This is a genomic window from Agrobacterium genomosp. 2 str. CFBP 5494 (assembly GCF_900013495.1).
In the GTDB taxonomy this organism is placed as follows: domain Bacteria; phylum Pseudomonadota; class Alphaproteobacteria; order Rhizobiales; family Rhizobiaceae; genus Agrobacterium; species Agrobacterium pusense.
Genome location: NZ_LT009718.1, coordinates 2,662,400 through 2,685,919 on the forward strand (window position 1 = coordinate 2,662,400; position 23,520 = coordinate 2,685,919).

Consider the following 23,520-nt stretch of genomic DNA (forward strand, 5'->3'; position numbering starts at 1 on the left):
ACCCTTCGCCACCGACTTCTACGGATTGTAGCCTGGCCAGAATTTAAACCGGACAGCTGTGGACGGAGCCCGCGTGACGGAGGAAAGGCGAGAGTGCGCATCATAAGCGAATGGGCGGAGACTATTCCCCGCCCTCTTGCATCCACTACTCCGCGGCCGCTTCCACCTCATGATCGGCGATGAAGCCGCCGGACTGGCGCCGCCACAAATCGGCGTAAATGCCGCCCATTGCCACCAGTTCCGCATGGCTGCCCGCTTCCACGATCCGGCCCTTGTCCAGAATGATCAGCCGGTCCATTTCGGTCAGCGTCGAGAGACGGTGGGCGATGGCGATCACCGTCTTGCCTTCCATAAGCGCGAACAGGTTCTCCTGAATTGCCGCCTCGACTTCTGAATCGAGCGCCGAGGTCGCCTCATCAAGCACCAGAATCGGCGCGTTCTTGAGGAAGACGCGCGCAATTGCGATACGCTGGCGCTGGCCGCCCGACAGTTTCACGCCGCGTTCACCTACCTGGGCATCGAGGCCCTGGCGACCATGCATGTCGACCAGCGTTTCGATGAAATCCCAGGCATTGGCCCGCTTTGCTGCCGCAATCACCTGCTCGTCGGTGGCTTCCGGATGACCATAGGCAATGTTGTCGCGGATCGAGCGGTGCAGCAGCGACGTATCCTGCGTCACGACACCGATCAATTCTCGCAGGCTGTCTTGCGACACCTTGGAGATGTCCTGACCGTCGATGGTGATCCTGCCGCCTTCCAGATCGTAAAAACGCAGCAGCAGGTTCATCAGCGTCGTCTTGCCCGCCCCCGAACGCCCGACCAGACCGACCTTTTCGCCCGGCTTGATATCAAGCGTCAGCCCGTCGATCACGCCCTTGTTCTTGCCATAGTGGAAGCGGACGTTGTCGTAGCGGATGCCGCCCTGCGGGGCCGCAAGTTCCGGAGCCTTCGGAACGTCGACGATGTCATGCGGCTTCGTCATCATCGACATGCCGTCATAGACCGTGCCGATGTTTTCGAACAGCGACGTGACTTCCCACATGATCCACTGGGACATGCCGTTGACGCGCATGGCGAGGCTGATGGCGATGGCAACCGAACCGGCCGTCACCGAACCCTGCATCCAGAAATAAAGACCGAGCGCGGCCGTTGAAAACAGAACCACCGCATTGTTGAGGTCGATCAGGATGTTGAAGCCGGAAATCTTGCGCATCTGGCGGTGAACGGTTCCGAGAAACACGTTCATGCCCTCACGCGCGTATCTCTCCTCGCGGCCCGCATGGGAAAACAGCTTGATCGTCGAGATATTCGTATAGCTGTCGACTATCCGGCCCGTCATCATGGAGCGCGCATCGGCCTGCTCCTGCGCCAGCCGGCCGAGCTTGGGCACGAAATAGGCGAGGATACCCATGTAGATACCCAGCCAGACCAAAAGGGGGATAACCAGTCGCCAATCGGCAGCCGCGACCATGAACAGCATCGAAACGACAAAGCTGATCGCGTAGACGAAGACGTCGATGACCTTCAGTGCCACTTCGCGGATCGCCAGCGCCGTCTGCATGACCTTGGTCGAAACCCGGCCGGCAAATTCATTGGCGAAAAACGTCATGGAATGGCGCAGCAGGAAACGGTGCATTTTCCAGCGCGCAATCATGCCGAAATTGCCGGCAAGCGTCTGGTGCATCGTCATGGTGTGGATCGCGCCCATCAGCGGCAGCAGAAACAGCACCAGCCCGGCCATGATGATCAGATGCCAGCCCTCATCGGCAAAAAACGTCTCACGATTGGCCGTGGAAAGCCAGTCGACGATATTGCCGAGGAATTTGTAAAGCATCGCTTCCGCAACGGCGATGCCCATCGACATCAGGCCGAGCAGCAGCAGCCAGGGCCAGGCGGGCTTCACATAATGCCACAGGAACGGCAGAAGCGTCTTCGGCGGCACGGAAGGCGTCGAAGACGGAAAGGGATCGAGACGTTTTTCAAACCAGCCAAACATAGGCCAAGCTCCGGCAATAAATCGCCCCGTCGTCAAAGGTAAGCGGACGCAATATGGCCCACGACGGAACGGAAAAGTCTTTGAACATGGCCGTGACAGCCACATGACGAATCGGAATATGGGAAACGCGGCCGAGCCGCGGAGTAACACCTAGGCCAGCAGCAGCACTACTGGGGCCGGGAGGCGAATACGAATGTCATTTGGCATAAGAACCTCCCTTGGCTGGTGTTGAAGATATGGCCTTGTAGCGCAAAAATTAAGCAATGACCAGCCGGAAAGACACCGACACGCTCGAAAACTCGAGATGTGTCGAGTAGCACAAAGGGACGGATTTACCCGCAAAGGTTTCCGACCGCCGCCTGCCGTGCTGCACCGCCTTATTCGGCTGCGTCCTGCGCCTGACCACTCTCATATTCCGTGATCAACTCGATCATTCCGGCCTGAGTATGGCGCTTGAGTTCCCGCCGGTCGCTGGGCTGCGGGGCAAAGGTGACGGTCAGGCCGGTATCCCTTATCGTGCCGATGGCGAAAGATGCGCCGGAGAGCATGCGTACGCCCTCATGCAGCCATAGAGGATCGGTCGCGAAATGCTGGCCGATACCGACCACGATGGGAATGCCCTGCCAGTGTGAAATGCGGTCGTAATGGATGTGGCCTGCCAGAATACCAATGACATCATGTTCGAACAGCAGCTCGTCCAGAATCTCGGTATCGTCAAAGGACAGGGATTCCCACTCCGCATCGGGACGGTCGAAATCAAGCGCCGGCGCATGGTGCATCACCAGCAGCTTCGGCAATTCGGGATGGTTTTCCAGCTCATCCTCAAGCCATTCGACCTGTCCGGGTTCGAAAGCACCCCCGACCTTGCCGGGAACGCTGGTGTCCATGACGATGATGTGAATGCCGGCAATCACCTCGGCATGGTCATAGGGCTCGTCCAGATCCTCGTGGCGATCGAGCATCACGGGATAAAATCCATCGCGGCGGTCGTGATTGCCGAGCGCGAAGAGCACAGGCATACCGAGTTCCGCTTCCTTTATCAGACGCTTGAGCTCCTCATAGCTGCCGGCATCGCCCCGATTGGTCAGATCGCCGCTGACGATGATGAATTCGGGCGGCGGCACCAGCGCCTTGATCTGCGCAAGCGTCGTGGAAAGCGTGGCCGAGGTCTCTGAATAAAGATCGTCATCCTGCACCTGCGGATTGCCCACATGCAGATCGGTCAGATGGACGAAATTCACCCGTTCGGACATGCTATCCCCCTGTTCCTGCGTGCAGAAGATCCGGCTCAAGTAGGCCGACGTCAACCGTTCCCGATGGTTCGGGCAAGCCTGATGATGTACTGGTGAATGGGTAGCCGCCCAGTGTGTCACGCGCATGAATATCCGGTCTGGAATGACACCCGAGAGGGACTTTTCGCAAACTGCCTGTCGTCCCCTGTCCGCGCGTGATAATCGGACGAGCATAGCAACCGCAGTGAGATCTCCATGTCCGGCACCACGACCGAAATCAGAATCGCCCTTTACCAGCCCGACATTCCCGGCAATACCGGCACCATCCTGCGGCTGGCCGCCTGCCTTGGCCTTGGCGTCGACATCATCGAACCCGCAGGTTTCGACATCTCGGATCGCAATCTGAAACGGGCCGGCATGGACTACATTGCGGCGGCCGCCCTCACGCGCCATGTCAGCTGGGGTCGCTTCGAGGAATGGCGGGCAACCACCGGCCGGCGGCTCGTCCTCGCCTCCACCAAGGCAGCCCTGCCCTATACTGATATCACCTATCGTGCCGACGATATCCTGCTCTTTGGCCGCGAAAGTGCGGGCGTGCCTGATCACGTGCATGAAAAGGCGGATGAGCGAATCATCATTCCGATGGTCGCCGGGCAGCGCTCGATCAACGTTGCGATGTCGGCTGCGATGGTCACCGGCGAGGCCTTGCGCCAGACCTCATGGTCCTGACCTGCCATCTTTACAGCCAATTTTTCAGGCAAATTTGAAAATTGGCCGTTTTTGCCGCGAAACTGTCGCAACCCGGCCTGTACCGGAGGCGTTCACGCTCCTATACTGATTAGCCGGACAATAAAAATCGCCCTCGCCGAGACGGTCCGCCGGCGGGTGTGTGGAGACGTCGCATGCAGTCCACCATTGTCATCGTCAATCTTCTCGGCGCGGTCGCGCTGCTGCTCTTCGGCCTCGCCCAGGTGAAGGATGGCGTGACCCGTGCCTTTGGCATGAAACTGAGGAGCGTACTCGCCACCGGCACCCAGAACGGGCCCCGATCCTTCTTTTCCGGCTTCTTCGCCACCGTCGCGCTGCAGAGCTCCACGGCAACCGCTCTCACCGTCGCCTCCTTCGCCGAACGTGACCTCATCAAGCCGCGCATGGCACAGGTCGTGCTGCTTGGCGCCAATGTCGGCACCGCCGTGACCGCGTGGATCGTGGCGGCGGGCGTCGAATGGTTGTCACCGCTTCTGATCCTCGCGGGCATCGTGCTCAAGAAGGGAAGCTCCAACGCCAGGCAGGGCGGCGGAACGGCGCTGATCGGCATCGGCCTGATGCTTTTGTCACTGCATCTGCTGAGCGGCGCGACCGAGCCCATGCGCGCCTCGCCCGCGCTTGCCGTCTTTATCGGCCTGCTCGACGGGGCCTGGCCGGTTGCGCTGATTTTCTCCGCGGTGCTTGCCTTCGTCTCCTCCTCCAGCCTTGCCGTGGTGGTGTTGATCCTGTCGCTTGCGGCCACCGGAACGCTTTCCACCGGCCTCGTCATCGTCCTCATTCTCGGCGCCAATCTCGGCGGCGCCATTCCTCCGGTCATCGCCACGCTTTCCGGCCCCGCCTCGGCGCGGCGCATCACCATAGGCAATCTCGCGGTGCGCACCACTGGCTGCCTCATCGCCCTGCCGCTCGCCTCCTATGGCGCGGAGTTCCTGCAGCAATTGCCGCTTTCACCCGCGAAACTGCCGGTCGACGCCCATCTCATCTTCAACGTCATCCTGGCCGCGCTCGCATGGCCCTTCTCGGGCCTCATCTCGGATCTGATGACGAAGCTGGTTCCCGGTGATCCGAAAGCCGAAGACGGCCCGAATTTCCTCGATCAACAGGCGCTGGCAACGCCGGTGGTGGCACTGGCCAATGCAACGCGGGAGGTCCTGGTCGTCGGCGACAGCATCGAGCGAATGCTGATCCGCGCCGAAAACGCCTTCAAGCACAACGACCTGGCGCCGCTTGCCGAAATATCCCTGCTCGAAAAAAAGGTCGACCGCCGCCAGCAGGAAGTAAAGGTCTATCTGTCCCAGCTCGGCCGCAAGGGGCTTGACGATGAGGATGCCCGCCGTTCGATCGCAATCATCGATTATGCCATCAACCTCGAACATATCGGCGACATCATCGAAAAGGGCATTTGCGAACAGATCCGCAAGAAGGTGCTGAACAGCTTCAAATTTTCCGATGACGGTTATGAGGAGTTGAAGACCCTGTTCGACATGACCATCGAGAACCTGCGCGCCGCCCAGAGCATTCTGGTGACCGGCGATTTCGAACTTGCCCGCAGGCTGATGGAAAGCAAGGTGGATATTCGCCGCCTCGAAAAACAATCCTCCAACCGCCATCTGGAGCGGCTGCGCGACGGGCTGACGGAAAGCATGCAGACAAGCTCGCTGCATCTCGACATGCTGCGCGACCTCAAGCGTATCAACGCCCATATCGTTTCGGTGGCGCACCCCATTCTGGATGAAAGCGGCGTGCTGATCGAAAGCCGTTTGCGATACGCCGAGCCGCGCGCCTAGAGGATTTCAGGAAGCGTCGCCCGGTTTTTCGGTACGGGAAGACTAAAGCACTCTAAAAATCAGTCTGCCGAGGGAAGCCGGCGCATGGTGAATTCGATGCGGTCACCTTCCAGCTGCCGCCAGCTTTCCACTTCCGTCCAGTAAGCGGCCTTGGGAAAGCTGTCGAACCATTCTCGAGCCTTGGCGCGGGCTTCTTCGCGTCCCAGACAGAACGTCTGCCGCACGAACATGCCCTCACGCTTTTGCTCGCCGCCGGCGCTGTCGCGCTCCCTGCGGTGATTGGCAATTCTGCGCTTCAGCCCGTCGAGGGGCGGCGGTCCGGTAAATTTCGTCATGATATTCACCTCTGGCACCTACGTCTTTAAAGATAGTGTCGACACGCTGACTTGGCGAGTCGAATTTGTGCGCGGCGCAAACACCTGCTAGAGGCGGCATGACAGACTACACCGCAGGAGAATGAGACATGGAACGGCCGATCTTGCCGAAGGGCTTGCCCGAGGACATTGAAGACAAGAAGGCCGTTGCCCAGGCATGGTTCCAGCATCTGCGCGACACCATCGTCGCCTCCTTCGAAACCCTGGAAAACGAACTGACCGGCCCCTTGTCCGATCAGGAACCAGGCCGTTTCGTCCAGAAAGACTGGCTGCGTGACAATGGTGAAGGCGGCGGCGGCAAGATGTCTGTGATGGAAGGGCGCGTCTTCGAAAAGGTTGGCGTGCACACCTCCACCGTCTACGGCGAATTTTCGCCGGAATTCCGCAAGCAGATACCGGGCGCGGAAGAAGACCCGCGCTTCTGGGCATCGGGACTGTCGCTCATCGCCCATCCGGTCAATCCCAATGTGCCGGCTGTGCACATGAACACCCGCATGGTCGTCACCACCAGCCACTGGTTCGGCGGCGGCGCGGACCTGACGCCGGTGCTTGGCCGCAGGCGGACGCAACAGGACGCCGATACCCAGCTGTTCCACCGCGCCTTCGAGATCACCTGCAACCGCCATCCCGTGGCGGACTATCCACGATACAAGACGTGGTGCGACGAGTATTTCTACCTGAAGCACCGCGACGAGCCGCGCGGCACCGGCGGCATCTTTTTCGACTGGCTGCATCCGCAAGAGCAAAATGGCGGCTGGGACGCCAATTTCGCCTTCGTGCAGGATGTCGGCCGGGCCTTCAATCTGGTCTATCCGAAAATCGTCCGCGCCAATTTCAACCAGAACTGGACGGAAGAGGACCGTGACGAGCAGCTTATTCGCCGTGGCCGCTACGTGGAATTCAACCTTCTCTACGATCGCGGCACCATCTTTGGACTGAAGACCGGCGGCAACGTCGAATCGATCCTGTCTTCCCTGCCGCCGGTGGTGCGCTGGCCCTGAAAACCTCACGCAAATTTGACGCTTATCAGCCATTTTGTCGCAAATAGCGTAAATTAGGACTTATGGAAAAATCAAGGCAGTGGTAGTCTCCTCCCGCAGACGTACTGGAGGAGCTATCGTCATGATTACTTCGAACAGCATGCCTATTTCTGCTTCCGCCGAGGGAGCATCGCAATCCATCGATACCACCGCATTGATTGACCGCCTGGCCGCCGAAATGCGCTCAACAGGCGATCGCGAACTGCCGCATTCCTTTTATGTCGAACAGGTGAAACGCACGCTCGCCGGAAAAGCCGTGAAGCGCGCGGATAACGACGAACGACCCAGCACAAAAATCCCGCCGGCCGGGACGTCCTCCGTTTTCCAGTGCTGGGCGATGCCCGAATAAGTCCGGTATCAGCGCTCAAGGACGCCGCTTTGGAACATAAGCGGCGGACTTTTGTTTCATAACGGAAGGGCAGCACGTCACTTCAATGCTGCCTTTTTCTGAAGCAGGGAGGCAAGACCATGAGACTTTTTGAATGTGGAACGCTCGTGCCGGGCTGCGCCTGGCATACACGCGCAGATGACGATGCTGAAGTCGTCCGCCGCACGGTGGAGCATATGCGCTCGGCCCACGGCGAAACCGTTATCCGCGAAAATATGATCGAGAACATCAAGGCCCGCATCCGCGACGAGGCGAATGCGGCTTAGACCGGAGTATCAGCGCTCCGGCAATATCAGTCCTGAAGCATCTCTTTAAGCCGGGCGGTCAGCGCTGCCCGGTCAAGCGAGAAATTGACGTCGATCCACTTTTCCTCAAGGCTTTTCAGCACCTCGCCGACCTGCGGACCGGCCGCGACGCCCGCTGCCATCACGTCTGCACCGCTTAACGGAAATCCGGGCTTCTGGAATTTCTCCGCCCTCGCCAGCAGTGTCGAAAACCGCGCAACCTTCTGCATGGCTGTCTCGCCGGCCGAAATATCGGCACGAGCGGAGGAAAGCGCGAGTTTCAGCCGCGTCTTCACGCCTTCGACACCTTGACGATAAAGCAACCGGTCGAGCGCCGTCTCCTTCAGTTCGGGATCTGCCGGCGGGGCCGAGGCCCAATGGGCAAGGTAGGCAGCTTCTGCCTTCGACAGCCTCAGCCGCGCGGCCAGAGAGGCCATCCTCTCCCTATCCGGCGGCACGATCGCGGCAAGCCGCAGCATTGGATCCACCGCCCAGCCAAGAGCCTGCTCCGTCGCGACCAGACCGTGAATGGCGTCGATACCCCATTTCTCGGTTTCGGGAAGAATTTCCGTTAGAACGCCCGATTGCCGCATCCAGAGCAGGGCGCGGGAAGGATCGCGAGCCGAAAGCAGCTTTTTCAACTCGCTCCACACCCGCTCGGCCGAAAGCGTCGCCAGCCTGTCCTTGGCCCGTGCGCTGGCTCGCAAGCCATCGGCATCCGGGCGGCCAGAGCCATAATGGGCAAAAAAGCGGAAAAAGCGGAGAATCCGCAGATAATCTTCCGAAATTCGCGTCGCCGCATCGCCGATGAAGCGCACGGTTCCGGTTTCGATATCGGGCAACCCGTTGATAAGGTCGATGATCTCGCCCTTTTCATCGGCATAAAGAGCATTGATGGTGAGATCGCGCCGCTCGGCATCGGTCTGCCAGTCGGTGCCGAAGGCCACCTGTGCGTGGCGGCCATTGGTCTCCACATCGCGGCGCAGCGTCGTCACCTCGAAACCTTCACCGTCGATGACCAGCGTTACCGTGCCATGCTCGATGCCTGTTGGCACCGCCTTGATGCCCGCAGCCTTGGCCCGCGCAACAACCATGTCAGGGGTCAGCGTCGTGGCCATGTCGATATCAACCACCGGCAGGCCCATCAGCGCGTTGCGCACCGCGCCGCCGACGATCCGCACCTCGCCGCCATCGGCATTCAAAAGCGTGAAAATGCGCTTCAGTGCCGGTTTTTCGAACCAGTCCTGGCCGGCAAGGCTGTTCATGAATAAAACCTTTCGTAAATCGTCCTGACGATGCCCGCCGTAATGCCCCAAATGTAGCGTTCGCCATAGGGCATTTCATAGAAAAACCGCTCCTTCCCCTGAAAGATGCGGCTACCGCGCGCGTGGTTTTCAGGGTTCATCAGAAAGGACAGCGGCACCTCGAAAACTTCGTCCACTTCCGCCGGATTGAGCGTGAGGTCGAAGCCCGGCCGAACAACGGACAGCACCGGCTTTATCCGGAAACCCGTGCCGGAGATATAATCCGGCAATCGCCCCACCGTTTCCACGAAGGACCGGGACAGACCGATTTCCTCCTCCGCTTCGCGCAATGCTGCCTCTTCCGGCGTGCGGTCCTCGGCGTCGATACCGCCGCCCGGGAAGGAAATCTGACCTGAATGTTTGCGTAAGGTGGAGGTGCGCTGGGTGAAGATTACCCGGGCATCATTGCCGTCATCGATAACCGGGACCAGCACGGCGGCGTCTTTCAACTTGATGCCGTTCCCGGACAGCACCACGCCCGGATTGAGGACATGGTCGCCATTTTCGCGCTCGGCCACGCCCTCGCCCTCCTGCAGCACCCGGCGGCGGAAGTCGCTTGCAGTAAAAGCCCTGAGGCCTATTGTCGTGATCGTCATTGCGAAAGCCGTTCCAGTTCATTGGCGGGCATGACTGGAAAAACGACGCCGCCCGAGCGCACCGCGAACATGTCGACGCCGTTAACCTCGATCACTTCACCGAGGGCGACAAGGTCGTACATCACGGCTCGCGAGACAAGCGCTTCCAGACGGCCGCGGACCAGAAGATAGGGCTTCAACTCGCGGTTTTTGCCCGAAATTTCAAACCGCAGCGGATGCTCCCGCCCCGCCTCCACCACGTCGCCGACATTCGTCCGGAAGGTGAGCACAGGCTCCCCATCCTCCTCGCCCACCGTCACCTTCATTTCCACGGCGACGAAAGGCGCATCGACGACCCGGATCCCGACTTTTTCCACAGGAGTTACAAGATAGGTTTTGCCATCCTCATCCTTGCGCAGAACGGTCGAAAACAGCCGCACCAGCGGCGCCCTGCCAATGGGCGTGCCGAGGTAGAACCAGGTGCCGTCAGCGCGGATTTCCATGTCGAGATCGCCGCAAAAGGGTGGATTCCAGCGGTCCACCGGGGCCGGTCCGCGCCTGGCGTCACCGGTCTGTTCCGCGGCGCGGGAAATCAACGCCGCAAGGCCAGCCGCATCATCAGCCGAATTTATCGTCTCCGCTGCCATATTCGAGTCTCGCTTTGCCGATAAGGAAATACTAAGTCACGACATAGTCATTCGAATGGCGCTTGTCAGCGGCCAAGAGAGCAATAAGCTATATGCAGCGCAAAATCCGTTCCGGCTGGCGGCCAGCAAAACCGGAATGCAAATGTGACAGCGGCGAAGGTATGAGGAGAGCGACATGGGCGTGATGAATACCGGCGAAACCCTCGATGAAAAGGCGATCATCGCCTCGGCCGAAAAGGCGCTGTCCGACATTGCGGCGATCCGCGCGGAAGTCTCCAAGGTTATCTTCGGCCAGGAAAAGGTGGTGCAGAACACGCTTCTCGCCATCCTCTCCGGCGGCCACGCCCTTCTCGTCGGCGTTCCCGGCCTTGCCAAGACCAAGCTCGTCACCACACTCGGCACCGTGCTCGGCCTCGACGCCAACCGCATCCAGTTTACCCCGGATCTGATGCCGTCAGATATTCTCGGTTCCGAAGTCATGGACCAGGACGAAAACGGCCGCCGCTCGTTCCGCTTCATCAAGGGACCGGTTTTTGCTCAGTTGCTGATGGCCGATGAAATCAACCGCGCCAGCCCGCGCACGCAGTCCGCGCTGCTGCAGGCCATGCAGGAATACCACATCACCATGGCCGGCCAGACATATGAGCTGCCGAAGCCGTTTCACGTTCTCGCAACGCAGAACCCGCTGGAACAGGAGGGCACCTATCCGCTGCCCGAAGCCCAGCTCGACCGCTTCCTGCTGCAGGTGGATGTCGGTTATCCCGAACTTGCCGCCGAACGCCAGATCCTGCTCGACACCACGGGCACCGCCTCGGGCGAAGCACGCGGCGTCATCGATGCGCCCCGCATGATGGAGATACAGGCGCTCATCCGCCAGATGCCGGTTAGCGACAAGGTGGTGGACGCCATTCTATCGCTCGTCCGTTCCGCCCGCCCCGGCCACGGCAACAAGTTGACCGATAAGAACGTTGCCTGGGGTCCCGGTCCGCGCGCTGGCCAGTCGCTGATGCTGACGGCCCGTGCGCGTGCGCTTTACGAAGGCAGGCTCGCGCCCTCGCTTGACGATGTCTATGCGCTGGCCGAACCGGTGCTGGAACACCGCATGGCGCTGACCTTTGCGGCCCGCGCCGAAGGCATGTCGGTGCGCGATGTCATCGCTGCCCTCGTGGAGCAGGCGAAGAACTGAAGCGACGTTCGCGAAAGGACTGCATGTGGCATCCATCGGCCAGATCGTAGACAAGACACCGGGTAGCGAAGTTCTGGCGCGCGCGCGCCAGCGCGCTGCTCTGGTGCCGGACTGCATGGTCGAGGCAAAGCGCATCGCCAACACCGTCACCGCAGGCTGGCATGGCCGCCGCAAGCGCGGCATCGGCGAAAATTTCTGGCAGTTCCGCCCCTATGCCGAAGGCGAAAGTCTCTCGCGCATCGACTGGCGGCGCTCCGCCCGCGACGATCATACCTATGTGCGTGACCGCGAATGGGAAGCGGCTCACACCATCTGGCTCTGGGCTGACATGTCGCCGTCGATGATGTTCAAATCGACCCTCGGTTCCGTTTCCAAGGAAAGCCGGGCCCTGGTGCTGATGCTGGCGCTGGCGGAAATCCTCGCGCGCTCCGGCGAGCGCATCGGCTGCCCCGGTATCATGGAACCGGTTTCGGCCCGGAATGCCGCCGAACGGCTCGCCACCGCGATCATGCATGCGCCGCCGACCGAAGGCATGCCGGAAACGGGCATGATCCGTGGCGCGAGCGACATCGTGCTGATCGGTGATTTTCTCGATGATGCACAGGCCGTGATGGAGCGCATTTCACCGCTCGCACGGCGGGGCTTGCGCGGCCACGTGGTGGAAATTGCCGACCCGGCCGAAGAAACCTTCCCCTATTCCGGCCGCACCGAATTCAGCGATCCGGAAACCGGCGAAAAACTGGTGTCCGGCCGCGCCGAGACCATTCGCGAAGACTATACCCGCGCCTATCTCGCAAGGCGCGAGGCACTCTCCTCGTCGCTTCGCCGGCTGGGCTGGAACTTCGTGTTCCACCGCACCGACCATCTCGCTTCCGAGGCATTGGTGGCCATGCACATGTATCTTTCCGGCGCGCCGGCACAGGGCGGTGGGCAAGGCGGTGGCCGCCGATGAGCGCATTGCCTTTCGTCTTCACCAGCCCCTACATCCTCTTCGGCTTGCTGGCGCTGCCTGCCATCTGGTGGCTGCTGCGGCTGACCCCGCCGCGCCCCAAGGCGGAGGTCTTCCCGCCATTGAAGATTCTGGCGACGGTGTTGAAACGCGAGGAAACGCCGTCGAAAAGCCCGTGGTGGCTCACCTTGCTGCGCATGGCGCTTGCCGCCGCCGTGATTCTTGCTCTCGCCGATCCCGTGGTAAATCCACGCAACAGCGGCATCGCCGGCAGCGGCCCGCTGGTGCTGGTGGTTGACAATAGCTGGGCGTCTGCGCCCGACTGGGAGCGGCGCGTGGCGACCGCGGAAGCCCTGATCGGGGATGCAGAGCGTGCCGAGCGCCCCGTCGCCATCGCTTTTACAGCCAATGCCGAACATGACGCCGTGCCCGGAACGACAGCGGTCGCCCTGGAAAAGCTGGCAGCGGCAAAACCGAAGCCGCTCGTGCCCGATCGTGTCCGTATGGCCGAAGCCATCACCGAAGCGCTTAACGGCACGACCCCCGGCACCCTCGCCTATATCGCTGATGGCGTGCAGACGGCGCAGGACGAAAGCGCCCTGAAAACGCTGGCCAGTCTTTCACCAGCCGAATTCCGTATCGTCAGCGGCGACGGCAAGGCCATTGCCGCGATAACGGGCGCAACCAACAATGCCGACGCCATGAGCGTTTCGCTTTCAAGGCTCGATACTGCGGAAGCTGCCCGGTTGACGGTCAACGCGCAGGACAGCCAGGGCCGCATCCTCGCCAATGGCATCGCCACCTTCGCCCCCGGCCAGGCTGAAACAACGGCAACGGTGGAAGCACCCTTCGAATTGCGCAACGATTTCGCCCGTCTTTCGCTTGAAGGTGTTTCCACGGCGGGTGCAGTGCATCTTCTCGATGACGGCTTCCGCCGCCGCCGCGTGGCGCTGCTGGCAGGCGAAACCGGCAACGACTTCCAGCCGCTGCTGCAACCGCTTTATTACATCAGCCGCGCACTTCAGCCCTTCGTCGATCTCATTCCGCAGCGGCAGGCCGATCTGGCGCAGGCCATCCCGGAAATCCTGCAATCCAACCCCTCCGTCATCGTCATGGCCGATATCGGCCGCCTGCCGCAGGAAACCTATGAGCCGATGCAAAAATGGCTTGTGGGCGGCGGCACGTTGATCCGCTTCGCCGGGCCACGCCTTGCTGCAGCCCCCGCCGACGACCCGCTGGTGCCGGTGACGTTGAGACAGGGCGAACGCGCGCTCGGCGGCGCACTCTCCTGGGCTGAACCGCAACCGCTTGCCGATTTCCCTGCATTCGGCGCTTTCGCCGGCATGCCGAAAGCCGATGGCATTCTCGTCAAACGTCAGGTTCTGGCCGAGCCGACACCGGACCTCGCCGAACGCACCTGGGCAAGCCTCGCCGATGGCACGCCGCTCGTCACCACCCGCAACGTCGAGGCGGGCCGCATCGTGCTGTTCCATGTCAGCGCCGAGGCCAGCTGGTCCGACCTGCCGATATCAGGCCACTTCGTCGATATGCTTCGCCGTATCGTGCAATTGTCCAAGGCGGGCGGCGCTTCGGCTTCCGCCAATGCCCCGGCCGCCGCTCTACCACCCTTCCGGCTGCTGACGGCGGAAGGCGCGCTATCTGCCGAAATCGGCACTGCCCGGCCGCTGGAAATGCGCGCGGGCCAGCTTCCGCGCACCGGTTTCGACAATCCCCCCGGCCTTTACGGCACAGAGGATGGTTTCGTGGCTCTCAATCTTCTGCCGGCAGGTGCGACGCTGCGCGCGCTCGATACCTCGGCCGCCGGTGTCAGCACGTCAAGTGAAGCGCTGATCGGCGAAACCGCGAAATCGCTGCGTCCCGCCCTCTTCATCGCTGCCTTCCTGATGCTGATTGCCGACAGCCTGATCGTGCTTTTCATGAACGGTGCCTTTGCCCGCCTGCCGAAAGCCAGAAGCGCCACAGTGGCCACAATGCTGCTGGCGCTTGGTGCCTTTGCCGCCATGGCGCCAAACGATGCCCGCGCCGACGATCCCAAACCCGGCGACGAGCAGATATTCGAGCGGCTTGATACAACGCACCTCGCATATGTCCGCACCGGCGAAGACGACGTCGATCGCATTTCAGAACAGGGTTTACAGGGTTTGAGCGAATTCCTGACCTGGCGCACAACATTGGAGCCCGGGCAGCCTGTCGGCCTCGATATTTCCAAGGATGAATTGTCCTTCTACCCAATCATCTACTGGCCGGTTTCGGCCTCTGCGCCCATGCCGTCCAGCGCCGCCATCTCGCGCATCGACGCCTATATGCGCGCCGGCGGCACGGTGTTGTTCGATACACGCGACCAGTTCTCCTCGCTCGATACCGGCGCGACCAGCGCCAATGGCGAGCGTTTGCAGGCGATCCTCGCCAATATCGATATTCCGCCGCTGGAGCCCGTGCCGGAGGATCACGTCCTGACGCGTTCCTTCTACCTGCTCACCAATTTCCCCGGCCGTTACAATGGCTCGCCGCTCTGGGTGGAATCGCGTCAGGGTGCCGCCAAGACCACCTCCGGCCTCTCCTCCTCCGGGGACGGCGTGACGCCGATCATGATAACCGGCAATGATTTCGCCGGCGCATGGGCCGTCGATGCGCAGGGCGCACCGGTTCTGCCCACCGTGCCGCCTGACGAGATGCAGCGCGAACATGCCTTCCGCTCCGGCGTCAACATTATGATGTATATGCTGACCGGCAACTACAAGGCCGATCAGGTCCACGTTCCGGCACTTCTCGAACGGTTGGGGCAGTGACATGACATTGACCTTCGCTCCCTTCCTGCCATGGATCGTGATCGCCGTTCTGGCCGTCGCAGCACTTCTCCTTTCCTTCATCGGCCTGTGGCGCGGCGTGCGTGGCGCATGGTTGCGCGGGCTGGCGCTCGCCGCCCTGCTTGCCGCCATCGCTAATCCGCTTTTGACGCAGGAGGAGCGCGAGCCGCTTTCCACCATCGTCCCCGTTATCGTGGACCGCTCGCAGAGCCAGGACGTGCAGGACCGGCCGCAGATGACGGATACGGCGCTTAACGCGCTGAAAGACCGGCTGTCCCGCTTCCCGCGCATCGAGCCGCGTATCGTTGAAGTGCGCGACAATGGCGAGAGCGATTCGCCCTCGACCCGGCTTTTCTCGGCCTTGTCCTCCGCCGTTTCGGATGTCTCGCCTTCCCGCGTGGGTGGCGCGATTTTGCTGAGCGATGGCCAGATTCACGATATTCCCAATGCCCTGCCCAACGCCGAGCAGGCGCTCGGCTTCCGCGCGCCCGTGCACGGCCTGATCACGGGCAAGGCTGATGAGTTCGACCGCCGTATCGAAATCGTTCGCGCCCCGCGCTTCGGCATCGTCAATGAGGAACAGCAACTGACGCTGCGCGTCTTCGATGACGGACGCCCGGCAGGCGGTGGCGCAGCTGAGGTGACGGTGAAGATGAATGGCGAAGAGATCGCCACACTACAGGCGACACCCGGTCAGCCGACGCCGTTCCGCTTCAAGGTCCCACGCGGCGGCAACAATGTCATGGAATTTTCCGTCGCCGAAATCCCGGGCGAAGTGACTGTTGCCAATAACCGCGCCGTTCACCTGATCGAAGGCATCCGCCAGAACCTGCGCGTGCTGCTCGTCTCCGGCGAACCGCACGCCGGCGAACGGGCATGGCGCAACCTCCTGAAATCCGACGCCTCGGTCGATCTGGTGCATTTCACCATTCTGCGTCCGCCGGAAAAGCAGGACGGCACGCCGATCAACGAACTCTCGCTGATCGCCTTCCCCACACGGGAGCTGTTCGTCGAGAAGATCAATGATTTCGATCTCATCATCTTCGATCGCTACCAGCATCGCGGCGTGTTGCCGATCCTCTATTACGATTACATCGCCCAATATGTCGAAAAAGGCGGCGCGCTGCTGATTGCCGCCGGGCCGGAGCATGCCGGTCAGGATTCGATCGCCATGACGCCTCTGGCCTCCGTGCTGCCGGCGCAGCCGACCGGTCAGGTGCATCAGGCCGCCTTCTACCCGCGCCTTTCGGAAGCGGGCAAGAAACACCCGGTCACCCGCGGGCTAGAGGGATCGGGCAATGAGCCGCCGCAATGGGGCCGCTGGTTCCGCACCATCAGCGTCGACCCGCCGCAGGGCCAGACCGTGATGCTGGGCGATGGTCAGGACCCGCTGCTGGTGCTCAACCGCCAGGGTGAAGGCCGTGTCGCCATGCTGCTGTCGGATCAGGGCTGGCTCTGGGCGCGTGGTTATGAGGGCGGCGGCCCGCATGTGGCGCTTTACCGCCGCATCGCCCACTGGCTGATGAAAGAACCCGAGCTGGAGGAAGAGGCACTGACGGCGCGCGCCAACGGACGCACCCTGCAGATCACCCGTCAGACCATCGGTGACGATCCCGGTCAGGCCAGCGTGCGTTTCCCTTCCGGCAAAACCGAAAACATGGCTTTCACCAGCAGCGAGCCCGGTCTCTACAGGATCGAACGCCGCATGGATGAAACCGGCCTGTTCGAAATCAAGAACGGCGATTTCACCACCCTCGTCCATGTTGGCGCAGTGGACGCCCCCGAATTCAAGGCGATGATTTCAACGACCGAAACGCTGAAGCCGCTGGCAGATGCCACCAAAGGCAGCGTGCACCGTGTCGCCGATAATTCCGGCCGGGTCACACTGCCGGATATTTTGCCGGTTCGTGGCGATATCAGGGTTGCCGATGAGGATCGCATGCTGATACGCATGACCGACGAGACGGTGCTGAAAGGCGTCAACACCCTGCCGCTCTTTGCAGGTTTCGCCGGGCTAGGCGCGTTACTGCTTGCCTTCTCCGCTCTATGGTGGCGTGAAGGCCGGTAAGGGCGTTCCAGCAAAGATCGTGGGGCCTTCCCCTCGTCTCGGCACGTAAACGGGAAACGGCCACCGCCCGGCGGCCGGGGAAGATGAACATGAATTTCGTTTTAAGCGATGCCGCCGATCCAGAGGCCGAAAAAGCCATCCGCGATCCTCTGGTGGCCTATAATCTTACTCGTTTCGGCGAAAGCGACAAACGCGACATTATCATCACCATCCGCAACGACGACAATGAGGTCACCGGCGGCCTGGTGGGCCACACCGCCCGCGGCTGGCTTTATGTGCAGCTTCTTTTCGTGCCGGAGACGATGCGCGGACAAGGCACGGCCTCGAAACTTCTGGCCATGGCCGAAGACGAGGCGAAAAAGCGCGGCTGTATGGGCGCCTATATCGACACGATGAACCCGGATGCGCTGAGGACTTACGAACGGTACGGTTTCACCAAGATCGGCTCGCTTGGGCCACTCTCCAGCGGCCAATCCATCACCTGGCTGGAGAAACGGTTCTAGAGCGCCGGCCACGCAAATTTCAGGCGGCGATGCCCGACACCTCGCTGTCGACCGTGCGTCCCATGGTCTCGCGAATCTGTTGACGCAGCCACACGGCTCCCGCATCCGCATCGGTCTGCAATGTCCAGACCATGGCAACAGGCGGGAAATTCAACGTCACCGGCACCGGGCTCACTTCCAGTCCCAGCATGGGCGCATAACGCTGAGCAATGCGCGAAGACACGGTCGCCAGCACGGCTGAGGAGCGCGCCGTTGCCAGCACGGAAAGAAAATCCGGCGCAGCGGCGACGACGTCGATTTCCAGTCCGGTCAGTTCCAGCGCGTCCTTGATACAGCCATGCAGACTGTCGGTCTGTGATATGACCGCGTGCTTGGCCGACAGATAGGCGTCCAGTCCAACGGGATTGGGCAGATCGAGCAGAGCCGGGTTGAAGCAGCAGAGCACGCTGGAAGAATAAAGCGGTTCGCAATGGTGCCGCTGTTCCTTCGAATAGGTGCATCCTACAGCCATGTCGATCACGCCCGTATCCAGCATAGCGGTGATTTCCTGCTGTTGCCCGTTGCGCGCAAGGATACGGATACCGGGTGCGATCTCGCGCAGCCGCGCGGACAGATCCGGTAAAAGCAGCAGCTCCACCTCACTGGACATGCCGAGCCGGAACGTCCGCCGCTCGGTCGCCGGATCGAACACATCAGCCGTCAACACCGCCGCCTGCGCTTGTCTCAGCGCCTGCCGTACCGGCCCCGCCAGATTGAGCGCCCGCGGCGTCGGCTTCATTTCCTGCCCCACGCGAATGAACAGCTCATCCTGAAACAGTGTGCGCAGGGTGGAGATATTATGGCTCATGGCAGGTTGCTGGATTTTCAGCCGCCGTGCCGCGCGCGTGACGTTCATCTCTTCCATCATCGCATCGAAAGCGACGAGGAGATTGAGATCGAAGGAACGGAGATTGAAATGATCGATAGTTTGCATAAGTCACATCGATTTGATTGCTAACCTGCCTACACTTAACTGGAGATCGGAAAGTTTCAAGACATTCCTAAACCCAGGAGCCTTCAATGCCATCACGTCGCTCACTTCTCAAAGGCGCCGCCAGCGCCCTCATCGCCGCCCCCTTTGTTGCGCCCTCCGTCGCATTTGCCAAGGCACCGCTTGTCGCCACGCAGGCGCCCGGCTTCTACCGGCTGATGCTCGGCAAGGTGGAAGTTACTGCGCTTTCGGACGGGGTCATTGCGCTGCCGCTTGCCAAAATCTACACCAACACCACACCGGAACATGCGACGAAGGCGCTTCAGGATGCGTTCCTTCCGGAAGAGACGCCTACGTCCGTCAATGCGTTTCTCGTCAACACCGGTGACAGGCTGGTGCTGATCGATGCCGGCACCGGCTCCTATCTTGGCCCAAGCCTCGGCAGGCTCGTCGCCAATATCGAAGCCTCGGGCTACAAAGCGGATGAGATAGATGATGTCGTTCTCACCCATATCCATACAGATCATTCCGGCGGTCTCTCCGCGGATGGCAAGCGCGTCTTCGCCAACGCGACCCTGCGCGTGAACAAGCGCGAAGCCGCTTTCTGGCTCGATGAGGCGAAGGCCAAGGCAGCACCGGAGGCGCTGAAGAAGGGCTATGCCGAAGCCAAAGAAAGCATCCAGCCCTATATCGATGCCGGCAAGTTCGAGACGTTCGGCGACAATGCCGCGCCGGTTCCCGGTCTCGGCTCAGTCCTTTACGCCGGCCACACGCCGGGCCACAGCGGCATCGTTCTCGAAAGCGACGGCCAGAAAATCGTCTTCTGGGGCGATATTACCCATGGCGATATCCTCCAGTTCGATGAACCTGATGTCGCCGTCGCATTCGACGTCGATCAGAAGGCAGCCGTCGCCACGCGTGATCGGGCATTTAAACAGGCGGTGGAAGGCAAATATCTGGTGGCAGGGGCGCATATTGCCTTCCCCGGCATCGGTCATGTGCGCACCGACAGCACCAATTATGATTGGCTGCCGGTGAATTACACGACGCTATAAAGCCGAACAGAATGGCCTGATCCTCAAGGGTCAGGCCATCGTCCCGCACTGACACCCTATGTCAGCGCCACCTGGCGCGTTTCCGCATTGATCATAGTCGCCGCAATGGCGGCCAGTACCAGCAGCCCGGCAAATATGCCGATCGCGACACCAAAACCCTGCGCAATGGCATAACCGAGGAGTGACGGCGCCAGCAGGCCGCCAAGCCGCGCCATCGCCCCTGCGGCACCCATGCCGGTTGCCCGTGATTCCGTCGGGTAAAGTTCCGGCGTGAATGCATAGAGAGCGCCCCAGGTGCCAAGCAACGCAAAGCTCATGATGAGAAGCGAGGCGGCAATCATCGCACCGCCGGAAGCAAGCGTGAAAAGCAGGCATCCGAGCGCGGAGAGCAGGCAGAAGCCGATCAGCGTCGGCTTGCGACCCCACTTTTCGACACCATAGGCCGCGAGCGCGTAGCCGGGGATCTGTGCCAGCGCCACCAGCACAAGGAAACCATAACCGCGTACGAAACCGAAGCCATCTCCCGCCAGCTTCGCCGGCATCCAGGTGAAGACGCCGTAATAGGAAACGGAAACGAGAAACCAGATTGAGAGGATCATGATGCTGCGTTGGCGCAGCGCCGGTGAAAATATCCCCTGCCCCTTGGACACTTCAGGCTGGAAAAGCCCTGTCCCGGCATCGAGCGGGGCGCGGCCATTCGTGACCAGCATACGGTTGACGACGGCCTTTGCTTCCTCTGACCGACCCGTGCGCAGGAGATAAAGCGGCGATTCCGGCACGAGAAAGCGAAGGCCAAGGCCGAGGACAGCCGGGAACGCGGTTACGGCAAAGATATATCGCCAGGCATCGGCAACACCGGCAAGGCTGGCACCCCAGGCTGCAAGCGCCACGATCAGCGTCCCGACAGCCCAGAAACCTTCCAGAAAGACGAGCCAGCGCCCACGATTCCTGGCGGGCAGGAATTCCGCCATCATCGCATAATCCACCGGCAGCGTGCCGCCCACGGCGGCCCCGGTGAGAAAGCGCAGGACAAGCAGAATGGTGAAATCCGGCGAGAATATCGAAAGCACGCCGAACAGGGCATCACAGGCCACCGTGACGATCAGCACCCGGCGACGGCCGTAACGGTCCGCCAGCCGTCCGAAACCCGCAGCACCCAGCAACATCCCGAAAAAGAACGCTGTTCCGGTCTGCAGCGCCTGCGGCACCGTCAGCCCAAAGGTTGCGGCAATGGAGGCCGCAGTGAAACCGACGGCCAGAACCTGCATGGCATCCGCCGCCCAGACGAGGCCGAATATGCCCATCAGCCTGCGCTGATAGGCGCCTGCGCCCGCGCGCTCCAGCGCATCATTCATGGTGATTGCCGTCATGCCTCGTCCCTTCGCAAAAACCGACTTTCACTTGCTATCGCATGGGGGGAGGAAACGGAATTGAATTCTGTGGAGGGAGACTCGTTGTTTCGAAACAGGCTACCGGAAGAAGATTTTACCAGACGAAAAGATGTGCACGGCGGTCTCGATGTCTGCCATAGCGCGCAACGCCCCTTCCGTCATCCCGGCCTCGAGCCGGGATCCAGTCACGGCGCGTCTGCGCTGTGGGAAGAGTCCTTTTCAGCCCAAAGACTTGGCCTGGCTGCATTCCGGCTCAAGGCCGGAATGACGGGGCTTATGTTGCGCTAAGAAGCAAAAAGCTCTTCGGATACCCCGTCACCCGTAAACCCGAAGAGGCGCCTCGAAACCCTCATCTTCCACTGTCGCAGCCGACATCACGGCCTCGCATTTGCGCCAGCCGATATTGCCCTTCAGCCGCTGGTGCACGTCATTACCAAGCGGCACGACCAGCACCCGGTTCGGATCAACCGGCCCCGGAAAATCAAGCGCCGCATAAGCGATCTTCTCGAACCCGAGCGGCATGTAATAGGGCGGATCGCCGATCAGTATCACGGCTTCGGAGCCCTTGCGCCTTGCCGCCGCAATGGCGATCCGGACGAGTTCCCGGCCGATGCCCTTGTTCTTGTGAGAGGGCCGAACCGCAAGCGGGCCAAGCATATGACCCTTCACATTGCCTGCCAGAACCGGCGTCATGCGCACCGAGGCAATCGTCTCGCCATCATCGGCGCAGACGAAGGAGAGCGACCGGTCATGCGGACCCTGCTCGCGAATGCGCGCTGCCGCACGGGTGTGCCGGCCGGGGCCAAATGCTTCTTCGTTGATGACTTCGATGATGGCGTCGTGCGACGCGTCCTCGGTGAGGTAGACAAGATCGTGCTTGGACATGAAGAGACCGAAACTTCCAGAATGCGGATGCGACAATAGATGACGGCTGCGCCGGTTAGGGCGTTCAGGAGCGTCAGCGTCGTCGGAGCATCCGTAGTTCGATCATAATCAAAAATTTCCTCAGATTTGTGAAAATCGCAATTATCAGGAAAATAACGACCCGTCCAGAACAAATCTCGTCGCGGCCCCATTCCAGCTCTGCAGCACGGAAACGCATTGTTCAATGCCTTGCGGGTTCGCGACAACGAGTGAAACGGGTAGGATTGCCGCCAAGGAAACAATCAAGGAGATCGTCATGGGCATGCTGGTGGAAGGCGTATGGAAAGACGTCTGGTACGACACCAAGGAAACCAAGGGGCATTTCAAGCGCAGCGCCTCACAATTCCGCAACTGGATAACGGCGGATGGCGCACCCGGCCCTTCAGGAGGAGGCGGCTTCGCAGCGGAGAAGGACCGTTACCACCTCTATGTCTCCTTCGCCTGCCCCTGGGCGCACCGAACCCTGATTTTTCGCAAGCTGAAAAAGTTGGAAGAGCTTGTTTCGGTCTCGGTTGTCGACCCTTTGATGCTGGAAAACGGCTGGGAATTTAAGCCTGAAGGTGAGCGGACGCCAGGTGCGACCGAGGATCACCTCTTCGGTTCATCCGCGCTCTGGCAGGTCTACACCAAAGCAGATCCCAAATATTCCGGCCGCGTGACCGTGCCGGTGCTCTGGGACAAGAAGCGCGGCACCATCGTTTCCAACGAATCGGCGGAAATCATCCGCATGTTCAACTCCGCCTTCAACGACCTCACCGGCTCGCAGACCGATTATTATCCCGAGACGTTCCGCGCCGAAATAGACGCGTTGAACGACGTGATTTACGACACCGTCAATAACGGCGTCTACAAGGCTGGCTTTGCCACAACGCAGGATGCCTATCAGCAGAATGCGGTCAAGGTCTTCGAAACGCTGGACATGCTGGAAGACCGGCTGAAGCACCGCCGTTTCCTGTTCGGTTCGGAGCAGACGGAAGCGGACTGGCGCCTGTTCACCACGCTGGTTCGGTTCGACCCCGTCTATGTCGGCCATTTCAAGTGCAATATCCGCCGCATCCACGACTATCCGCACCTCACGGGTTACCTGCGCGATCTTTACCAGACGCCGGGCGTGCCTGACACGGTCGATATGCGCCATATCAAGGAACATTATTACCGCAGCCACCGCACCATCAACCCGACAGGCATCGTGCCCATCGGCCCCGAGCTGGACCTGACAAAGGCCCATGGCCGCGACTCGCTTTCCTGACG

General features: G+C 60.9%; 21 protein-coding genes. 12 read left to right on the forward strand and 9 right to left on the reverse strand.

Annotated features, from left to right (window positions below; genetic code table 11):
• Nucleotides 1-145: 145 nt before the first annotated feature.
• Entirely contained in the window at nt 146-1,996 is a 1,851-nt protein-coding gene (locus tag AGR2A_RS13370) for an ABC transporter ATP-binding protein (protein WP_072494692.1), read from the reverse strand.
• Nucleotides 1,997-2,373: 377 nt separating this feature from the next.
• Entirely contained in the window at nt 2,374-3,249 is an 876-nt protein-coding gene (locus AGR2A_RS13375) for a phosphodiesterase (RefSeq protein ID WP_072494693.1), read from the reverse strand.
• A 234-nt stretch (nt 3,250-3,483) separates the two neighbouring features.
• Between AGR2A_RS13375 and AGR2A_RS13380 the strand changes: the two genes are divergently transcribed.
• Together AGR2A_RS13380 and AGR2A_RS13385 are read left to right on the forward strand one after the other, a co-directional pair.
• Nucleotides 3,484-3,957 (forward strand): tRNA (cytidine(34)-2'-O)-methyltransferase, encoded by a 474-nt coding sequence (locus AGR2A_RS13380; protein ID WP_072494694.1) that lies wholly within the window; start codon nt 3,484-3,486, stop codon nt 3,955-3,957.
• A gap of 173 nt (nt 3,958-4,130) precedes the next feature.
• Entirely contained in the window at nt 4,131-5,783 is a 1,653-nt protein-coding gene (locus tag AGR2A_RS13385) for a Na/Pi cotransporter family protein (protein WP_022556698.1), read from the forward strand.
• 59 nt (nt 5,784-5,842) lie between these two features.
• Here the strand turns inward: AGR2A_RS13385 and AGR2A_RS13390 are convergent, their stop codons facing one another.
• Entirely contained in the window at nt 5,843-6,118 is a 276-nt protein-coding gene (locus tag AGR2A_RS13390) for a hypothetical protein (RefSeq protein ID WP_004442978.1), read from the reverse strand.
• A gap of 128 nt (nt 6,119-6,246) precedes the next feature.
• On the opposite strand from AGR2A_RS13390, the gene hemF reads away from it, so the two are divergent.
• The 3 genes from hemF (at nt 6,247) to AGR2A_RS13405 (ending at nt 7,851) form a co-directional block, all read left to right on the forward strand.
• Nucleotides 6,247-7,158 carry an oxygen-dependent coproporphyrinogen oxidase gene (hemF, locus tag AGR2A_RS13395; protein ID WP_072494695.1) on the forward strand — a complete coding sequence of 304 codons (912 nt, stop codon included), beginning with the start codon at nt 6,247-6,249 and terminating at the stop codon, nt 7,156-7,158.
• 121 nt (nt 7,159-7,279) lie between these two features.
• Nucleotides 7,280-7,546, forward strand: a complete 267-nt coding sequence (locus AGR2A_RS13400) for a hypothetical protein (RefSeq protein WP_004442981.1) — start codon at nt 7,280-7,282, stop codon at nt 7,544-7,546.
• A 119-nt stretch (nt 7,547-7,665) separates the two neighbouring features.
• Nucleotides 7,666-7,851, forward strand: a complete 186-nt coding sequence (locus AGR2A_RS13405) for a DUF1059 domain-containing protein (protein ID WP_004442982.1) — start codon at nt 7,666-7,668, stop codon at nt 7,849-7,851.
• Nucleotides 7,852-7,877: 26 nt separating this feature from the next.
• Here the strand turns inward: AGR2A_RS13405 and AGR2A_RS13410 are convergent, their stop codons facing one another.
• The 3 genes from AGR2A_RS13410 to AGR2A_RS13420 are packed head-to-tail and all read right to left on the reverse strand — an operon-like array spanning nt 7,878 to nt 10,395.
• A complete protein-coding gene (locus AGR2A_RS13410; protein ID WP_072494696.1) occupies nt 7,878-9,134 on the reverse strand; it encodes a CCA tRNA nucleotidyltransferase in 1,257 nt (418 codons plus the stop codon).
• Nucleotides 9,131-9,769, reverse strand: a complete 639-nt coding sequence (locus tag AGR2A_RS13415; protein ID WP_006699454.1) for a CoA pyrophosphatase — start codon at nt 9,767-9,769, stop codon at nt 9,131-9,133. The genes AGR2A_RS13410 and AGR2A_RS13415 overlap by 4 nt, the downstream gene beginning before the upstream one ends.
• Complete coding sequence (locus AGR2A_RS13420; RefSeq protein WP_072494697.1) at nt 9,766-10,395, reverse strand: DUF1285 domain-containing protein; 630 nt, start codon at nt 10,393-10,395, stop codon at nt 9,766-9,768. The genes AGR2A_RS13415 and AGR2A_RS13420 overlap by 4 nt, the downstream gene beginning before the upstream one ends.
• A gap of 175 nt (nt 10,396-10,570) precedes the next feature.
• Between AGR2A_RS13420 and AGR2A_RS13425 the strand changes: the two genes are divergently transcribed.
• From AGR2A_RS13425 to AGR2A_RS13445, 5 genes are all read left to right on the forward strand, one after another.
• Nucleotides 10,571-11,581, forward strand: coding sequence for an AAA family ATPase (locus tag AGR2A_RS13425; protein ID WP_004442986.1), 1,011 nt, complete (start codon nt 10,571-10,573; stop codon nt 11,579-11,581).
• Nucleotides 11,582-11,606: 25 nt separating this feature from the next.
• Entirely contained in the window at nt 11,607-12,533 is a 927-nt protein-coding gene (locus AGR2A_RS13430) for a DUF58 domain-containing protein (protein ID WP_004442988.1), read from the forward strand.
• Nucleotides 12,530-15,340 (forward strand): DUF4159 domain-containing protein, encoded by a 2,811-nt coding sequence (locus tag AGR2A_RS13435; protein ID WP_072494698.1) that lies wholly within the window; start codon nt 12,530-12,532, stop codon nt 15,338-15,340. Before AGR2A_RS13430 ends, AGR2A_RS13435 begins: the two co-directional genes overlap by 4 nt.
• A 1-nt stretch (nt 15,341) precedes the next feature.
• Nucleotides 15,342-17,426 carry a hypothetical protein gene (locus tag AGR2A_RS13440; RefSeq protein WP_072494699.1) on the forward strand — a complete coding sequence of 695 codons (2,085 nt, stop codon included), beginning with the start codon at nt 15,342-15,344 and terminating at the stop codon, nt 17,424-17,426.
• An 89-nt stretch (nt 17,427-17,515) separates the two neighbouring features.
• On the forward strand, nt 17,516-17,929 hold the full coding sequence (locus tag AGR2A_RS13445) for a GNAT family N-acetyltransferase (RefSeq protein WP_072494700.1): 414 nt from the start codon (nt 17,516-17,518) through the stop codon (nt 17,927-17,929).
• A gap of 19 nt (nt 17,930-17,948) precedes the next feature.
• On the opposite strand, the gene AGR2A_RS13450 is transcribed toward AGR2A_RS13445, so the two are convergent.
• Nucleotides 17,949-18,902 carry a LysR substrate-binding domain-containing protein gene (locus tag AGR2A_RS13450; protein ID WP_035209217.1) on the reverse strand — a complete coding sequence of 318 codons (954 nt, stop codon included), beginning with the start codon at nt 18,900-18,902 and terminating at the stop codon, nt 17,949-17,951.
• A gap of 86 nt (nt 18,903-18,988) precedes the next feature.
• Between AGR2A_RS13450 and AGR2A_RS13455 the strand changes: the two genes are divergently transcribed.
• Nucleotides 18,989-19,954 (forward strand): MBL fold metallo-hydrolase, encoded by a 966-nt coding sequence (locus AGR2A_RS13455; RefSeq protein WP_072494701.1) that lies wholly within the window; start codon nt 18,989-18,991, stop codon nt 19,952-19,954.
• 56 nt (nt 19,955-20,010) lie between these two features.
• Here AGR2A_RS13455 and AGR2A_RS13460 read toward each other — a convergent pair whose 3' ends face one another.
• Together AGR2A_RS13460 and AGR2A_RS13465 are read right to left on the reverse strand one after the other, a co-directional pair.
• Nucleotides 20,011-21,324 (reverse strand): MFS transporter, encoded by a 1,314-nt coding sequence (locus tag AGR2A_RS13460; protein ID WP_072494702.1) that lies wholly within the window; start codon nt 21,322-21,324, stop codon nt 20,011-20,013.
• A gap of 336 nt (nt 21,325-21,660) precedes the next feature.
• A complete protein-coding gene (locus AGR2A_RS13465) occupies nt 21,661-22,230 on the reverse strand; it encodes a GNAT family N-acetyltransferase (protein WP_072494703.1) in 570 nt (189 codons plus the stop codon).
• A 295-nt stretch (nt 22,231-22,525) separates the two neighbouring features.
• Here AGR2A_RS13465 and AGR2A_RS13470 point away from each other — a divergent pair, with 295 nt between their 5' ends.
• Nucleotides 22,526-23,518, forward strand: coding sequence for a glutathione S-transferase family protein (locus AGR2A_RS13470; protein ID WP_072494951.1), 993 nt, complete (start codon nt 22,526-22,528; stop codon nt 23,516-23,518).
• Nucleotides 23,519-23,520 lie beyond the last annotated feature (2 nt).

Bases quoted from the DNA above. Each gene is read 5' to 3' on its own strand.
- AGR2A_RS13370 (WP_072494692.1), bottom strand. From the start codon at position 1,996: ATGTTTGGCTGGTTTGAAAAACGTCTCGATCCCTTTCCGTCTTCGACG.
- AGR2A_RS13375 (WP_072494693.1), bottom strand. From the start codon at position 3,249: ATGTCCGAACGGGTGAATTTCGTCCATCTGACCGATCTGCATGTGGGC.
- AGR2A_RS13380 (WP_072494694.1), top strand. From the start codon at position 3,484: ATGTCCGGCACCACGACCGAAATCAGAATCGCCCTTTACCAGCCCGAC.
- AGR2A_RS13385 (WP_022556698.1), top strand. From the start codon at position 4,131: ATGCAGTCCACCATTGTCATCGTCAATCTTCTCGGCGCGGTCGCGCTG.
- AGR2A_RS13390 (WP_004442978.1), bottom strand. From the start codon at position 6,118: ATGACGAAATTTACCGGACCGCCGCCCCTCGACGGGCTGAAGCGCAGA.
- hemF (WP_072494695.1), top strand. From the start codon at position 6,247: ATGGAACGGCCGATCTTGCCGAAGGGCTTGCCCGAGGACATTGAAGAC.
- AGR2A_RS13400 (WP_004442981.1), top strand. From the start codon at position 7,280: ATGATTACTTCGAACAGCATGCCTATTTCTGCTTCCGCCGAGGGAGCA.
- AGR2A_RS13405 (WP_004442982.1), top strand. From the start codon at position 7,666: ATGAGACTTTTTGAATGTGGAACGCTCGTGCCGGGCTGCGCCTGGCAT.
- AGR2A_RS13410 (WP_072494696.1), bottom strand. From the start codon at position 9,134: ATGAACAGCCTTGCCGGCCAGGACTGGTTCGAAAAACCGGCACTGAAG.
- AGR2A_RS13415 (WP_006699454.1), bottom strand. From the start codon at position 9,769: ATGACGATCACGACAATAGGCCTCAGGGCTTTTACTGCAAGCGACTTC.
- AGR2A_RS13420 (WP_072494697.1), bottom strand. From the start codon at position 10,395: ATGGCAGCGGAGACGATAAATTCGGCTGATGATGCGGCTGGCCTTGCG.
- AGR2A_RS13425 (WP_004442986.1), top strand. From the start codon at position 10,571: ATGGGCGTGATGAATACCGGCGAAACCCTCGATGAAAAGGCGATCATC.
- AGR2A_RS13435 (WP_072494698.1), top strand. From the start codon at position 12,530: ATGAGCGCATTGCCTTTCGTCTTCACCAGCCCCTACATCCTCTTCGGC.
- AGR2A_RS13440 (WP_072494699.1), top strand. From the start codon at position 15,342: ATGACATTGACCTTCGCTCCCTTCCTGCCATGGATCGTGATCGCCGTT.
- AGR2A_RS13445 (WP_072494700.1), top strand. From the start codon at position 17,516: ATGAATTTCGTTTTAAGCGATGCCGCCGATCCAGAGGCCGAAAAAGCC.
- AGR2A_RS13450 (WP_035209217.1), bottom strand. From the start codon at position 18,902: ATGCAAACTATCGATCATTTCAATCTCCGTTCCTTCGATCTCAATCTC.
- AGR2A_RS13455 (WP_072494701.1), top strand. From the start codon at position 18,989: ATGCCATCACGTCGCTCACTTCTCAAAGGCGCCGCCAGCGCCCTCATC.
- AGR2A_RS13460 (WP_072494702.1), bottom strand. From the start codon at position 21,324: ATGACGGCAATCACCATGAATGATGCGCTGGAGCGCGCGGGCGCAGGC.
- AGR2A_RS13465 (WP_072494703.1), bottom strand. From the start codon at position 22,230: ATGTCCAAGCACGATCTTGTCTACCTCACCGAGGACGCGTCGCACGAC.
- AGR2A_RS13470 (WP_072494951.1), top strand. From the start codon at position 22,526: ATGGGCATGCTGGTGGAAGGCGTATGGAAAGACGTCTGGTACGACACC.